The organism is Palleronia abyssalis, assembly GCF_900302445.1.
GTDB classification, from domain to species: domain Bacteria; phylum Pseudomonadota; class Alphaproteobacteria; order Rhodobacterales; family Rhodobacteraceae; genus Palleronia; species Palleronia abyssalis.
Genome location: NZ_ONZF01000001.1, coordinates 190,314 through 204,685 on the forward strand (window position 1 = coordinate 190,314; position 14,372 = coordinate 204,685).

At 66.1% G+C, this 14,372-nt stretch carries 16 protein-coding genes and 1 tRNA gene; 8 read left to right on the top strand and 9 right to left on the bottom strand.

Annotated elements, in window-relative coordinates; genetic code table 11:
- Nucleotides 1-207 precede the first annotated feature (207 nt).
- The 3 genes from pgi to zwf form a co-directional block, all read right to left on the bottom strand.
- Complete coding sequence (gene pgi, locus PAA8504_RS00925; RefSeq protein ID WP_108892295.1) at nt 208-1,812, bottom strand: glucose-6-phosphate isomerase; 1,605 nt, start codon at nt 1,810-1,812, stop codon at nt 208-210.
- Nucleotides 1,813-1,816: 4 nt separating this feature from the next.
- A complete protein-coding gene (pgl, locus tag PAA8504_RS00930; protein ID WP_108892296.1) occupies nt 1,817-2,482 on the bottom strand; it encodes a 6-phosphogluconolactonase in 666 nt (221 codons plus the stop codon).
- 85 nt (nt 2,483-2,567) lie between these two features.
- Nucleotides 2,568-4,022, bottom strand: coding sequence for a glucose-6-phosphate dehydrogenase (gene zwf / locus PAA8504_RS00935; protein ID WP_108892297.1), 1,455 nt, complete (start codon nt 4,020-4,022; stop codon nt 2,568-2,570).
- Between the two features lie 189 nt (nt 4,023-4,211).
- Here zwf and PAA8504_RS00940 point away from each other — a divergent pair, with 189 nt between their 5' ends.
- Entirely contained in the window at nt 4,212-4,889 is a 678-nt protein-coding gene (locus tag PAA8504_RS00940; RefSeq protein WP_108892298.1) for a tellurite resistance TerB family protein, read from the top strand.
- Between the two features lies 1 nt (nt 4,890).
- Here the strand turns inward: PAA8504_RS00940 and PAA8504_RS00945 are convergent, their stop codons facing one another.
- A complete protein-coding gene (locus PAA8504_RS00945) occupies nt 4,891-5,475 on the bottom strand; it encodes an HNH endonuclease (RefSeq protein WP_108892299.1) in 585 nt (194 codons plus the stop codon).
- A gap of 182 nt (nt 5,476-5,657) precedes the next feature.
- Nucleotides 5,658-6,299, bottom strand: a complete 642-nt coding sequence (locus PAA8504_RS00950; protein ID WP_108892300.1) for a fumarylacetoacetate hydrolase family protein — start codon at nt 6,297-6,299, stop codon at nt 5,658-5,660.
- Nucleotides 6,300-6,473: 174 nt separating this feature from the next.
- On the opposite strand from PAA8504_RS00950, the gene rpmF reads away from it, so the two are divergent.
- The 7 genes from rpmF to PAA8504_RS00985 all read left to right on the top strand — a co-directional run bounded on the left by rpmF (nt 6,474) and on the right by PAA8504_RS00985 (nt 11,459).
- Complete coding sequence (rpmF, locus tag PAA8504_RS00955) at nt 6,474-6,680, top strand: 50S ribosomal protein L32 (RefSeq protein ID WP_108892301.1); 207 nt, start codon at nt 6,474-6,476, stop codon at nt 6,678-6,680.
- Between the two features lie 14 nt (nt 6,681-6,694).
- Nucleotides 6,695-7,795 carry a phosphate acyltransferase PlsX gene (gene plsX / locus PAA8504_RS00960; RefSeq protein ID WP_108892302.1) on the top strand — a complete coding sequence of 367 codons (1,101 nt, stop codon included), beginning with the start codon at nt 6,695-6,697 and terminating at the stop codon, nt 7,793-7,795.
- Nucleotides 7,792-8,766, top strand: coding sequence for a beta-ketoacyl-ACP synthase III (locus tag PAA8504_RS00965; RefSeq protein ID WP_108892303.1), 975 nt, complete (start codon nt 7,792-7,794; stop codon nt 8,764-8,766). Before plsX ends, PAA8504_RS00965 begins: the two co-directional genes overlap by 4 nt.
- Nucleotides 8,767-8,854: 88 nt before the next feature.
- The gene (gene ihfA / locus PAA8504_RS00970; RefSeq protein WP_108892304.1) at nt 8,855-9,154 is read left to right on the top strand and encodes an integration host factor subunit alpha; all 300 of its coding nucleotides are present in this window, start codon (nt 8,855-8,857) and stop codon (nt 9,152-9,154) included.
- Between the two features lie 2 nt (nt 9,155-9,156).
- Nucleotides 9,157-10,218 (top strand): MerR family transcriptional regulator, encoded by a 1,062-nt coding sequence (locus tag PAA8504_RS22400; protein WP_245897474.1) that lies wholly within the window; start codon nt 9,157-9,159, stop codon nt 10,216-10,218.
- A gap of 62 nt (nt 10,219-10,280) precedes the next feature.
- A tRNA-Pro gene (locus tag PAA8504_RS00980) sits at nt 10,281-10,357 on the top strand.
- Between the two features lie 28 nt (nt 10,358-10,385).
- A complete protein-coding gene (locus PAA8504_RS00985; protein ID WP_108892305.1) occupies nt 10,386-11,459 on the top strand; it encodes a 2'-deoxycytidine 5'-triphosphate deaminase in 1,074 nt (357 codons plus the stop codon).
- Nucleotides 11,460-11,511: 52 nt separating this feature from the next.
- On the opposite strand, the gene PAA8504_RS00990 is transcribed toward PAA8504_RS00985, so the two are convergent.
- The 4 genes from PAA8504_RS00990 to PAA8504_RS01005 form a co-directional block, all read right to left on the bottom strand.
- Nucleotides 11,512-12,177, bottom strand: coding sequence for a nitroreductase family protein (locus tag PAA8504_RS00990; RefSeq protein ID WP_108892306.1), 666 nt, complete (start codon nt 12,175-12,177; stop codon nt 11,512-11,514).
- Between the two features lie 41 nt (nt 12,178-12,218).
- Nucleotides 12,219-13,175: a DUF3179 domain-containing protein gene (locus PAA8504_RS00995; RefSeq protein ID WP_108892785.1), complete on the bottom strand. Its 957-nt coding sequence runs from the start codon at nt 13,173-13,175 to the stop codon at nt 12,219-12,221.
- A 67-nt stretch (nt 13,176-13,242) separates the two neighbouring features.
- Entirely contained in the window at nt 13,243-13,797 is a 555-nt protein-coding gene (locus PAA8504_RS01000; protein WP_108892307.1) for a peptidylprolyl isomerase, read from the bottom strand.
- Entirely contained in the window at nt 13,790-14,296 is a 507-nt protein-coding gene (locus PAA8504_RS01005; RefSeq protein WP_108892308.1) for a peptidylprolyl isomerase, read from the bottom strand. The genes PAA8504_RS01000 and PAA8504_RS01005 overlap by 8 nt, the downstream gene beginning before the upstream one ends.
- Between the last annotated feature and the right edge of the window lie 76 nt (nt 14,297-14,372).

Below are 14,372 nucleotides of genomic sequence, written 5' to 3' on the forward strand. Positions count from 1 at the left end.
CACTTACCAATGCTGTTACAGGCCCGACGGCAGGTCAAAAGATCAACGGCCAAGCGAAGAGTTACGACCCCGGTATAATGCACCGTGGGTCATCGCAGCATTCGCCGCCGATCTGGCCGAGCAACGACCGCTAAGTCGCGCCCGGCCCTGCCGAAGTTCGGTCGCCGGCGCTCATCGGGCGCGGGCCAAACCTGCCCCGACACAGCCCTATGCCATCAGCCAGCCGACCAGCCTTGCCGTAGATGCGTCCTTGCCGTCCGTGCTCTGGTCGCCCGCCAGTACCGGCTCCAGCGCCTTGGCCAGTTCCTTGCCAAGTTCGACCCCCCACTGGTCGAACGAATTGATCCCCAGAAGCACGCCTTCGACGAAGACGCGATGCTCATAAAGGGCGACGATCTGGCCCAGAACCTCGGGCGTAAGGCTGTCATACAGAAGCGTGGTCGAGGGGCGGTTGCCTGGAAAGACGCGGTGGCGGGCCTGACGTTCAAGCTCGGAGCCTTCGAACTTGTCGGCCACCGACTTGCGCGCCTCGTCCAGCGACCGGCCGCGCAGAAGCGCTTCGGACTGGGCGAGGCAGTTGGCGACCAGCAGGCGGTGCTGATGGGACAGCGATTCCTCGTGACCATGCTTGCCGACCATGAACTCGCATGGCACCACGCGGGTGCCCTGGTGGATCAGCTGGTAGAACGCATGCTGGCCGTTGGTCCCCGGCTCGCCCCACACCACAGGGCCGCTGTCGACAGGCAGGTCGTCGCCATCCATCGACACGCGCTTGCCGTTGCTCTCCATCTCCAGCTGCTGAAGGTAGGCGGGCAGACGCGCGAGACGTTGTTCATAGGGCAGAACCGCGCGGGTGGCGTAACCGCAGCCCTGGTTGTGCCAGATGCCGATCAGCGCCAGCATCACGGGCATGTTCGCCAGCGGTTCGGCTTGGCGGAAATGCTGGTCCATCGCCTCGGCCCCGCGCAGGAACTCGCGGAAGCGCTGCGGGCCGATCGCGATCATCAGCGACAGGCCGATGGGTCCCCACATGGAATAGCGCCCGCCGACCCAGTCCTCGAACCCGAAGACGCGGGTTTCCGAGATGCCGAACTCCCACGTCTTGTCCGCGGCCGAGGACAGTGCCGCGAATTGCGCGGCCGGGTCGCGCACCTGCTCGGCCATCCAGTCCTTCGCGGTCTGGGCGTTGGTCATCGTCTCGATCGTCGTGAAGGTCTTCGAGGCGACGATCACCAGCGTCGTCGTCGGATCCAGCGGGGCCAGAACGTCGGCGATATGCGCGCCGTCCACGTTCGACACGAAATGCGTGCGCGGCCCGTCATGGAACGGCACCAGCGCCTGCGCGGCCATGGCGGGGCCCAGATCCGACCCGCCGATGCCGATATTGACCACATCCGTGATGGGACCGCCCTGCCCGCGGTAATTCCCTTCGCGCACCGACCGCGCGAAGCCTTCCATCCGGGCCAGCGTGCCCAGAACGCGGGGCATCACGTCGTTGCCTTCGATCAGGATCCGCTTGCCGTCGAGGTTGCGCAAGGCGCTGTGCAGAACGGCGCGGCCTTCGGTCTCGTTGATGCGCTTGCCGGTGAACATCGCCTCGCGGCGGGCGTCCAGATCGGCGGTGGCGCAGAGGCCTATCAGCGTCTCCCGCGTCTCGGCGTCGATGTTGGTCTTGGAATAGTCGAACAGCATCCCCAACGCCTCGACCGCGAAGTCCTGCGCGCGGTCCTCGTCCATGAGGTCAAGGATGGGACGGTCGTGGACGGCCTCGGCGCGGTCCTTCAGGGTCGTCCAGGTCGAAGACGGGATCATGCGGCTACTCCTTGGCCCAATGCACGGTGGCGTCGCCCAGGACCAGCGCGATGGGCGCGTCCTCGGGCTTCAGTCTGGCGGCCTTCTCGATGGCCGCGCGTTTCTCGTCCCCGGTGATGACGACATGGGTCGACAGAGCGCCCCGAAGCACCGGGCCGGTCAGGGTCACCCGCGGCTCCAGCCCCTCGGGGGCATCGACCTGCATCACGGGCGGCGCCTTCGACGACAGCGCATCGGCCAGCTGCGGCGAGCCGGGGAACAGCGACGCGCAATGCATGTCCGAGCCCATCCCCAGAAGCAGGATCGACAGGGGCAGCTCGGGCGCGATACGATTGGTCAGATCGTCCATCGACACGCCCGCGCCGGGGATCAGGCGGATGAACTGCGCCGCCGCCGCCTTGTCGCGCAGCAGCCGGTCATGCAGCAAACGCTCGTTTGAGCGTTCGTGATCAGGCGGCACCATCCGCTCGTCCGTCAGCAGGACATGCACCCGGTCCCAGTGCAGGTTGGCGCCGGACAGAGTGTCGAAGACCGGACCCGGGGTCGATCCTCCGGGCACGGCCAGCGAGGCGTGGTCGTGCACCGCGAGGCTTTTTGAGATTTCGCTCGCCAGTTTGTCGGCAAGCTGCATCATCATCATCTCGGTGTCGGCGTATTCGACGAATTCCATGAAAGGGCCTTCGCTGTCAGGACGTGGTCCGCGCCTACCTAGCGCATTGCGCCGCGCGGGTCGATTTTCCGGCCGAATCCCGCCGTCATTCGCGGATTTCGCGCCAGCGGCGTTCCTCGCGATGCAGCAGCATGGCCGACTCCTCGGGCCCGCTCGATCCCGGCTCGTAGGGGTACGGGCGGCGGTCGCGGCTTTCCCAGCTTTCGATGATCGGATCGGTCCAGGCCCATGCAGCCTCGACCTCGTCGCCGCGCATGAACAGGGTCTGGTTGCCGCGGATCACGTCCATCACCAGCCGTTCGTAGGCATCGGTGACGTTGTCGTTCTCGGCCCCCAGCGCATCGGCGAAGGTCATGTCCAGCGGCACGTCGATCAGGCGCATGCCGCCCGGCCCCGGTTCCTTGATGGTGACGCCAAGGGTCATGCCTTCGTTCGGTTGCAGGCGAATGGTCAGGATGTTGCGATGCCGCCCGGCCTCTTCGCCGAAGATCGAATGGGGCGCGTCCTTGAAGACGACCGCGATTTCCGACTGGCGCGCGCGCAGCCGCTTGCCGGTGCGCAGGTAGAACGGCGTGCCCGCCCACCGCCAGTTCGACACGTTGACCTTCATCGCCATGAAGCTTTCGGTGCGGCTGTCCTCGTTCTCGACATCGTGCAGATAGGACGGTGTCTTGCCCTTGGCGGTGTACTGGCCGCGCACCAGCTCCTCGGGCTTCACGGGGTCCAGCGCGCGGATCACCTTCAGCTTCTCGTCGCGCACGGCGTCGGGTTCGAACTGGCTGGGCGGCTCCATCGCGATGAGGCACAGAAGCTGCATCAGGTGGTTCTGCACCATGTCGCGCATCGCGCCCGAGCGGTCGTAGTATCCGCCACGGCCACCCACGCCCACCGTCTCGGCCACGGTGATCTGGATGTGGTCAACATACTGGCTGTTCCACAACGGCTCGAACAGGACGTTGCCGAAGCGCAGCGCCATCAGGTTCTGGACCGTCTCTTTGCCCAGATAATGGTCGATGCGGTAGATCTGCGTCTCGTCGAAATGCTGGGCCAGCGTCTGGTTCAGCTTGCGCGCGGTTTCCAGATCGCGACCGAAGGGCTTTTCCACCACGATCCGGGTCGAGGCGTCCGCGATCCCGTGTTCGTGCAGACGTTCGGCGATGGGGCCGAACAGCGACGGCGCAACCGAAAAGTAGAACGCGCTGATATGGTCTCCGCGCTGGTGTTCCTTCAGCTCGGACCAGCCCTTGTCGCCGGTCGCGTCGATCGAGACGTAGCGCAGCAGCGACAGGAAGCCGTCGACCGCATTCGACTCGAGCTTGTCCTTGCTGATGAACTCCTTCAGCGCCTCGTGCACCTCGTCGCGGTATTGGTCCTCGGTCAGGTCCGAGCGGGCCGCGCCGACGATCTGCGATGTCTCGGGCATCTGTCCGGCGCGGAAACGTCTGTAGAGGCCGGGAAGGATCTTGCGGCGGGCCAGATCGCCCGTGCCGCCGAAAATGGTCAGGTCGAACGGATCGACCGGGATGACGCGCGAAACCATGGACTGCTCCCTTGCGGTTCGCGCCCTGAGTTGCCGTTCCGCGCGCGGTGGTCAAGTCTTGCGTGATCGCTAACGGCACAGTGTTTCCGCCTTGCGTGACCTTGCTGCACGCGATCGACCGCCGACGCGCCGTGCGGGCGGGAACGGCCGCCCGGTCTGGGCCGTTCATCTGCCAAAGGAGTAATTCCAATGAGCCTCAAACGAATTCTCGGCACGATGCTGGCCTCGCGCATGGCGGGACGTGGCAGACGGCGCGGCGGACTGGCCGGCGCGGCGATGGGCGGTCTGGGCCGTCGACGCAGCGGCATGGGCGGCAAGCTCGGCCTCGCGGCGATGGGGTACATGGCGTACAAGGCCTATCAAGACAGCCAGTCCGGCAAGCAAGGCACCACGCGCGCCGGGTCGTCCTCCGGCGGGCTGGCGGGGCTGGTCCAACAGGTCACCGGCAAGGTGAAGGAAGCCACCGGCACGACCGAGCCCGAGCCCGACCTGACGGAAGACCAGCGCGCAGCCGATTCCCTAAGCGACGACAAGGCGCTTCTGCTGATCCGGGCGATGATCACGGCCGCCTATTCCGACGGGGCGATGTCCCAGCAAGAACGCGCGACCATCATGGGCGAGATCGAGCAGAGCGGCGGCGACGCCGAGGATCGCGCCGTGATGGAGCGTGAGATCGCCAACCCCAAGCCGCTGGACGAGTTGCTGGTCCAGGTCAACGACCACGAGACCGCGCAGGAATTCTACCTCGCCTCGAGCGCGGCGGTCGACGGCGAGTCCGAGGCGAACCGCGCCTACCTGGCCGAGTTGCGTCGCCGGCTGGAGCTGACGGACGAGGAAGTCGCCGAAATCGACGAGATGGCCGCCTGACTCAGGCTTCCAGTTCCGCGTCCCAGTAAAGGAAGTCGAGCCACGTGTCGTGCAGGTGGTTGGGCGGGAAGCGGCGCCCCATGTTCTTCAGCTCCTCCGCGCCGGGCACGCGGGGGGGCTTTCGCAAGCTCATGCCGGTGTCGCGCAGGGACCGCGATCCTTTGGACAGGTTGCATTTCGAACAGGCGGCCACGACGTTCTCCCAGCTGGTCCGCCCGCCCCGGGCGCGCGGCACCACGTGATCGAAGGTCAAATCGCCCGTCGATCCGCAATACTGGCAGCGGAATTCGTCCCTCAGAAAAAGATTGAAGCGCGTGAAAGCCACGCGCTTCTGGGGTTTGACAAAATCTTTCAGGACGACGACCGAGGGAATCCGGATCACGGTCGTCGGACTTCGAACGACCTGCTCGTATTCCGCGACGATCTGCACCCGGTCGAGGAAGGCCGCCTTCACCGCCTCCTGCCAAGGCCAGAGGGACAGGGGATAGTACGACAACGGCCGGTAATCCGCGTTCAACACAAGCGCCGGATGGTGTCGAAGGTTGTTCGGCTCCCGCACGAAACTGGTTCTGAAATCGCCTGCCATGGTCTTGAGTCCGTCCCTGCCCTGCATCCGCTTCCGGCCCAGGACGGGGGAGGCCCCGCCCCGCGTCTTCATGGGGACTATATATGGCGGTCCGATCCCCGCAAGCCCCACATTCGGTGCCCGATATCTGCCGCGACACCATGACGTCCGTGTGACAACGCGAACCCGTCCCTTGCGGGGTGTCAGACGATCCGCACCTCCAGCGGCGGAAGTCCCTCGATCTGCGCCGACAGGAGGTCCCCTTGCGTCACCTTGCCCACGCCTGCGGGCGTGCCGGTCATGATCAGATCCCCCGCCCCCAGATCATAGAGCGTGCCCAGATGCGCCAGAAGCGCGGGGATATCGTGGATCAGATCGCGGGTATTGCCCGACTGCCGGACCGCGCCGTTGACCGACAAGGATATCTCGTGCGCGCCGATCTCCTCCAACGGGAGGAACTGTCCCAGGATCGCCGCCCCCTCGAAATCTTTCGCGACATCCCAGGGGCGGCGCTTTTCCTTTGCGACCGCCTGCAGATCGCGTCGCGTCATGTCCAGGCCGACCCCCGCGGCCATCACCGCGCCGCCCTCGTCCAGGGCCACGACCAGCTCGACCTCGTGATGCAGATCCGAGGTGCCCGGGGGATAGGTCCAGTCGCCGCCCGCCACCGCATGGGCCGGGCTTTTCGTGAAGTAGAACGGCGCGGCGCGGTCGACCTCGTTGCCCATCTCGGCGGCGTGTTCGGCATAATTGCGGCCGACGCAGAAGATCCTTCGGATCGGATAGTCGCCCCGCCCCTCGATCGTGACGGTGGCGGGGGCTGGCGGGTCGAAGAGGAAAGGCATGGCGCGCTCCGGTTTTCGGTGTAAATCCGGGGCGAAGCGTAGTCGCGCGCAAAGCGGTGTGAAAGCCCGTCGCAAGGGCTTGATCCCTGATGCTTATGGGCGTATTGCGCGGCCTCAATCGAATTCCGGGGCGCCTTGAACCTGCGTCCTGCCCAAACTTGCGAAGGACCGACCATGGCCGTCCCTCAGAATAAGGTCACCAAGTCGCGCCGCAACATGCGCCGCGCCCACGATGCCCTGACCGCCGCCAACCCGCATGAATGCCCCAACTGCGGCGAGCTGAAGCGCCCGCATCATGTCTGCGGCGCTTGCGGTCATTATGCCGAACGTGAAATCGTCGCCCAGGCCGACGAGATCGATCTCGACGACGACGCGGCGTAAGGCCGGCCCCGCCGATGGCGCAGGGTCCCCGGGAAAATATCGACGAGGCTGACCGGCGCGCCGGGCCAATCGTCCTGTCCGTCGACGCGATGGGCGGGGACCAGGGCCCGAAAGCCGTGATCAGCGGCATGGCCAAGTCGGCAGCCAAGAATCCCGATCTTCAGTTTCTGGTCCATGGCGATGCAGCGGCGTTGAGGCCTCTGATCGCCAAGGCCAAGCTGGATGACCGGGTCGAACTTCGCGACTGTCCCGATGTCGTGTCGATGACCGACAAGCCGTCCAACGTGCTGCGCCATGGACAGAAGACGTCCATGTGGTCCTGTATTGACGCCGTGAAGACCGGCGAAGCGCAGGCCGCCGTCAGTTGCGGAAACACCGGCGCGCTGATGCTGCTTTCGGTCATGCGACTGCGCAAGATCCCCGGCGTCCACCGCCCGGCGATCGCCTGTCTCTGGCCGTCGCGCAATCCCGCCGGGTTCAACGTGATGCTGGACGTCGGCGCCGACATCAAGGCGGATCCGCGCGACCTGCTGCAATACGCCCTGATGGGCTGCTCCTACGCGCGCAACGGGCAAGAGGTGCGCCACCCCAGGATCGGCCTGCTGAACAACGGGACGGAGGAGCACAAGGGTCGCCCCGAGATGCGCGAGGCGCACAGCCTGATCTCCCGCGCGGCCAAGACGGCGGATTACGATTTCGTCGGTTTCGTCGAAGGCGTGGACATCCCCTCGGACCGGGTGGACGTGATCGTGACCGACGGGTTCACAGGCAATGTGGCTCTCAAGACCGGCGAAGGCACCGCATCGCTGATTCGCGATCTTCTGCGCGAGGCGTTCCAATATTCTCCCCTGTCGCGGCTTGCCGCGGTGCTGGCGCTGACGTCGCTGAAGCGTCTGCAAAAGCGGATCGACCCACGGCGGGTGAATGGCGGCGTGTTCCTGGGCGTCAACGGCACGGTCGTGAAAAGCCACGGTTCGGCCGATGCGACCGGCGTGTCCGCGGCCATCAAGCTGGCCTTCAAGCTGGGCCAGAAGGACTTTACCAACCGACTGGCCGCCCGCGTCGCGGAGGGGTCGGTACTTGTGGAAGAAGACAACCGGAGGAGCGGGACATGAGCGTCATCAGGGCCCGCGTCGCCGGGGTCGGTCACTACCTGCCCGCCCGCGTCGTCGAGAATTCCGAGTTCGAGGCAACCCTTGAGACATCGGACGAATGGATCCGCTCACGCTCGGGGATCGAGCGTCGGCACTTTGCCGCCGAAGGGGAACTGACTTCGGATCTCGCCACCCATGCGGTCCGCGCCGCGCTGGCGGATGCGGGGCTGGAGGTCGAGGCACTGGATGCCATCGTAGTCGCCACCTCGACCGCGGACCTGACATTCCCTTCGGCCGCGACCATGGTCCAAGACAAGCTGGGCCTTCGTTCAGGCTTCGCGTTCGACGTGCAGGCCGTCTGCGCGGGCTTCGTTTTTGCCATGACCACGGCGAATGCGATGATTGTTTCGGACCAGGCCCGGCGCGTCGCCGTCGTGGGCGCCGAGACGTTCAGCCGGATCATGGACTGGACGGACCGTTCGACCTGCGTGCTGTTCGGCGACGGCGCGGGCGCGCTGATCCTTGAGGCGGCCGATGGCGACGGGACGACCGCGGATCGGGGCATCCTGTCGGCGGACCTGCATTCCGACGGACGGCATCGCGACATCCTGTATGTCGATGGCGGTATTTCGACCCAGTCCACCGGCCATTTGCGGATGGAAGGCAAGGAAGTATTCCGTCACGCGGTCGAGAAACTGGCGGCAACCGCCCACACCGCGCTGCAGAAGGTGGGGCTCACGGCGGATGACGTGGATTGGGTCGTCCCCCACCAGGCCAATATCCGGATCATCAAGGCGACCGCGCAGAAGATGGGCGTCCCCATGGAGCGGGTGGTCGTGACCGTGCAGGACCACGGCAACACGTCGGCCGCGTCGATCCCGCTGGCCCTGTCGGTCGCGCGGGCAGAGGGCAAGATCCGTCCCGGACAGATCATCGTGACCGAAGCCATCGGCGGCGGACTCGCCTGGGGTTCGCTGGTCCTGCGCTGGTAGGCTTGGAACGCCCGACCGCTTCGGCGTCGTTGACTTCACAGAATCGGTAGACCATTTTCGGGGCCAAGGGCCTCGGGGGACTGACAGAATGTCGAAAACGTTGACGCGGATGGACTTGAGCGAAGCCGTCCATCGAGAGGTGGGGTTGTCGCGAAACGAATCCGCCCAGCTTGTCGAATCCGTGCTGGATCATATCTGCGAGTCGCTCGTCGCGGGCGAGACGGTGAAAATCTCTTCCTTCGGGACCTTCGCGCTGCGTGACAAGTCGGCCCGGATCGGGCGCAACCCCAAGACCGGGGAAGAAGTGCCAATCCATCCCCGACGCGTGTTGACCTTTCGCCCGTCGCATCTGATGCGGGACAGGATCGCAGACGGCAACAAGGGGTAGACATGGCCAAGGCACCCGATGCCTTTCGCACGATCAGCGAAGTGGCCGACTGGCTGGACGTTCCGACCCATGTCCTGCGGTTCTGGGAATCACGGTTCACCCAGGTCAAACCGGTCAAGCGGGCCGGTGGGCGTCGCTATTACCGTCCAGCCGACATGGAACTTCTGGGCGGGATCAAGCGCCTCCTGCATGACGAGGGGATGACGATCCGCGGGGTGCAGAAACTGCTGCGCGAGGAAGGGATCCGGCATGTCTCGGCCCTGTCTCCGCCCCTGGACGGGCCCCCCGCGGGCGAAGATCGCGGCAAGGTCATCACCCTGACGCCCAAGGGTGTCTCGACCATCGAGACCGCCCCCGATCGCTGGCCCTTCACCGACGAAGCCGAGGAGGCGGTGGGCAAGCTCAACACCGATTACCTCGAGTCAGACGCCCCGCCCGAGATCACCCCGCCACCGAACATCGCGGCAGTACCAGAGTCTGACGCCGCGGACGGCATTGATGATCCCGCACGGCCATCGGCCGAACCGGAACCCGCGTCCAACGAGGCCGCCGGATCGCAGGACGACGCCGGTCAGGCCACGGTCAATGAGCCGCCCGCGCCAGACCTTACCGAGTCGGATGCCGAAGCGGATCCTGCGCCCGATGTCGACACGGCAGAAGGCAACGCCCAGCCGTCCGCCCCGACCATGGACACGGAGCTACATCAAGTGGCGGACATACCGCCGATGCCGGTCACCGATGCCGACGCACCTGTCGCGCCCGACACCGGCCCAGCAGAGGGCGCACAGTCCACCGAGGGTTCGACCCCGGGGCAGGAGGCCCCCGCCGAACCGACACCGGAAGGCGCCGCGCCGTCCGTGCCCGATGACCCGGCCGCAACGCCCGGCCCAACTCCGTTCGCGGACATCCCCCTGCCCGATGTCGACGCCCTGACCTTGCCCGTCACGCCGCTGGCGGTGCTGTCGGGCATGGGCCGTTCGGGCCGAACACGGCGGTCCCGCGTGTTGCGCCCCATCGCGATCGAGGCCGAGATCGTCTCGCGCGCTTGGGATGCACGGATCTAGTTGCGGAAAATGGCGCACAGCCCCTTGCCCCTGCTGCCCGTTTCGATAAAAGCCCCTCCAGTCGGGCTATGGCGCAGCCTGGTAGCGCGTCCGTCTGGGGGACGGAAGGTCGCAGGTTCGAGTCCTGCTAGCCCGACCAGCTACCACATGAGATGCGGGGAACAGACATGACCGGTGTCCTTCCCTCGCAGGCTCTTCGCGCGTTGATCGCGTCCGGGACGCTCCGCGCCGATCCCCCCATTGTCCCCGATCAGATACAGCCCGCCTCCCTCGACCTGCGACTAGGCAGCGTCGCGCATCGCGTCCGCGCATCGTTCCTGCCCGGCCGGGGGCGTACGGTCACGGACCGGCTGGCCGACTTCTCGATGCACCGGATCGACCTCACCGAAGGCGCTGTGCTGGAGAAGGGGTGCGTCTACCTCGTGCCGCTAATGGAAAGCCTGCATCTGCCAGCGGGCCTCAAGGCCGTCGCCAACGCGAAAAGCTCCACCGGGCGGCTCGATTTGCTGACCCGCGTGGTGACGGACGAAGGGAGCGAGTTCGACCGCATTCCCGATAGCTATGACGGCCCGCTTTATGCCGAGATCTGCCCACGTTCGTTTTCCGTCCTCGTCCGGCCGGGAATGCGCCTCAACCAGATCCGCTTCCGCGATGGCCACGCGACGCTCGACGACACGCAGCTTCGCGCGCTTCATGACCGCGAACCCCTCGTGGACAGCGCCCCGGTGATCGATGCGGGCCTAGGCTTCTCGGTCGATCTGCGCCCCCGTGACGGCGATCTCGTCGGCTATCGCGCCAAGCCCCATACCGGTGTGATCGACCTCGACCTTATCGCACACTACCCCGCCCGCGATTTCTGGGAAGAGCTTCGGACCAACGACGCCCGCCTGATCCTCGATCCGGGCGCGTTCTACATCCTCGTCAGCCGAGAGGCCGTCACGATCCCGCCCGCCTATGCCGCCGAGATGGCCCCCTACCTTGCCATGGTGGGCGAGTTCCGCGTCCACTACGCCGGATTTTTCGATCCGGGCTTCGGCCACGCCACGGCGAACGGCACGGGCGCGCGCGGAGTCCTCGAAGTCCGCTGCCACGAAGCCCCCTTCGTCCTGGAACACGGCCAGATCGTCGGGCGCCTCATCTACGAACGCATGTCTCAGCCGCCCGAGCGCCTCTACGGGCAGGACATCGCGTCGAACTACCAGGGCCAGGGGCTGAAACTGGCGAAACACTTCGTCGTCTGACAGGCCATTTCACCCTTGGAAAAATACCCGCCCCGCAGGGTCGCGCTGTCCCTCAGACGACGCTGAGTATCTCGTCCATCGCCTTCTTTCGCCCGGGCGCTTTTGGCACCGCCGCCCCCTCTTCCGCGTATCCGACCGCCAGGATCATCACCGGCTTTTCATGGGCCGGCCGACCGCAGATCTCGCGCAGGAAGCCCATGGGCGCAGGCGTATGGGTCAGGCAATCCAGCCCCGCCATGTGAAGCGTGGCAATCAGGAAGCCGCAGGCGATGCCGACACTTTCGGGGACATAATAATGCTTGATCCGTTCTCCGTCCGCGTTGACCCCAAACCGCTGGGCAAAGACGACGATCAGCCACGACGCCTGTTCCAGGTGCGGCTTGTCGGCGTCCGTACCGATGGGCGCCAGCGCCTGTAACCAGTCGTCACCCGCCGCACCGTCATAGAACGCGCGCTCCTCCGCCTCGGCGGCTGCGCGGATGCGGGCCTTCACGGCGCGGTCGCGGATCGCCACGAAATGCCACGGTTGCTGGTTCGCCCCCGATGGAGCCCGGCCAGCTGTCGCGACGGCATGGCGGATCGCCTCTTCGGGGACGGCGCGGTCCGAGAAGTCGCGCACGGTTCGTCGGCTGGCCATCCGGTCGAAGACCTCGCGGGCCGCGGCTGCGGGATCCGCGGGGCGGGCGCGATACGGCAAAGGTTCGGTGTCGTAGGGCATGGCCGGATCATTGCCCGGCCGGCGTTTCCTCGCAAGGCCGATCAGTCGCCCAGCATCCAGGTTCCGTCGGGGTGGAAGGCGTCGAACGCGAAGGCGAACGGAATGTCGAAGGCCACGGGCTCGCCGGCTTCGTCCGTCACTCGGATATCGCCGACTTCCCGCCCCTCGGCCAGAACGCCCGTGTCCAGCGCCGAGGCCTGCCCTTCCGCCCAGTTCAGCGTCAGTCCCGCTTCCTCGACCCGGCCCGCGTCGCGCAGCCGCGTCAGCGGCCAGGCGCGATCCCCAACGCGAACGACGCGGGCCAGCGGGGCGATGCCGTGGGGCGGCGCCTCGCCCGAATACAGGAACGGCCTCGGCGCACTGTCATAGCCCGCATAGGGGTTTGTGCCGTAGCGGCGCGCCGTGTCGGGCGCGTCCATCACGACGCCGTCGGGATGTTCATCGCGGAACGCCTGCCAGCTTTGCATCAGCGCGGGCAACGGGCGAAGTTCGGTCCCGGTCAACGCGCCGACGATGGCTTCGCCGGTCGCCTGCTGCCACCAGCTTTCGGTCTGGCGGTCGAACATGATCATGTCCGAGTGGCGCAACTTGCCCGTGACCCCGAACTCCAGCACCGTGTCCGCCGCGCTGCGGTCGAAGACGATACCGGTGTTGCACAAGGGGCAGAACGTCACCGCGATTGGGCGTCCGTCGGCATGGTCGTTCACGATCTCATGCCACATCAGGTACCGGATGGGATAGGCGCGGCCCGCATAGGCCATCACCGGCTCGCGCGGGGACAGGCGCGCCTCCTGTGCGACGGCGATCATATCGGGAGATGTGATGGCGGGGATGCCGTCCTTCGGAGGACCGCCCGAGATGATTTCGGTCCAGTCCCCGATGGCAGAGTTGCTGAAATCGGTCTGGGACCATTCCGACCGCCACGCGTCCGGCGGGGCCGCCTGGGCCAAGGCGGACCCGGCGGCAACGACAAGGGCAAGGCACAGACGGTAAAGCATGGCGATCCTCCCGATCCCGGGAAGATCGCCCGAAAGACCCGGCCCGACCAGCCGGGTCACGTAAACGTCAATCTGTGACGGTCACGCTTTCCATGATGTCGGGCGCGCCCGATACGGCGCCGGACTGGCCGGCCCCGCGCTTGACCTCGTCGATGATCTCCATCCCTTCGGTCACTTCGCCCACGACGGTGTATTGCCCGTCGAGATGCGGGGCCGAATTAAACATGATGAAGAATTGCGAGTTCGCGCTGTCCACCGACGCGCCCGAACGGGCCATGCCCACGGTGCCGCGGGTAAAGGGCCGGTCCGAGAACTCCTGTTCCAGATCCGGCAGGTCCGACCCGCCGAAGCCCGCGCGGGACATGTCGCCGCCCTCGACCTTGCCGTACTGCACGTCGCCGGTCTGGGCCATGAACCCTTCGATCACGCGGTGGAACGCCACCCCGTCATAGGCACCGCGTTCGGCCAGGGCGGTGATGCGTTCGACATGGTTGGGGGCCACGTCCTCGAACAGGTCGACATGGACGGTGCCCTGCGCCTCGCCCTGGATCTGGATGTCCAGGCCGGTGGCCAGTGCGGGGGACGCGGCGGCGAGCGAGAGAAGAAGGACAAGCTTACGCATCGGCGGCCACCTTCACGCTGATCATGCGGTCGGGGTTCGCCGGCGGCTCGCCCTTGGTGATAGCATCCACATGCTCCATCCCCTCGATGACGCGGCCATAGACGGTGTACTGGCCGTTCAGGAAATGGTTGTCGCTGAAGTTGATGAAGAATTGCGAGTTGGCCGAGTCGGGGTTGGCCGAGCGCGCAGCACCCAGCGTGCCCCGGTCGTGCGGGATCTTCGAGAATTCGGCGGGAAGGTCGGGATGTTCCGATCCGCCCGTGCCAGCCATGCGGATGTTGAAGTCGCCCTCGGCATTGCCGTTCGCCACATCGCCGGTCTGGGCCATGAAGCCGTCGATCACGCGGTGGAAGACGACGTTGTCATAGGCGCCGGAGCGCGCCAGGGTCTTCATCCGCTCGGTATGCTGCGGGGCGATCTTGGGCATCAGCTCGATGACGACGCGGCCGCCCTTCAGCTCCATGATGATGGTGTTCTCGGGGTCGGTGATCTCGGCCATGCATGCCTCCTGTTGCGCGGTTTGGGCGCTATCTATGCTTCGTAAGGGGCAAGGGAAAGGGCCGCGCTTGCGCAAG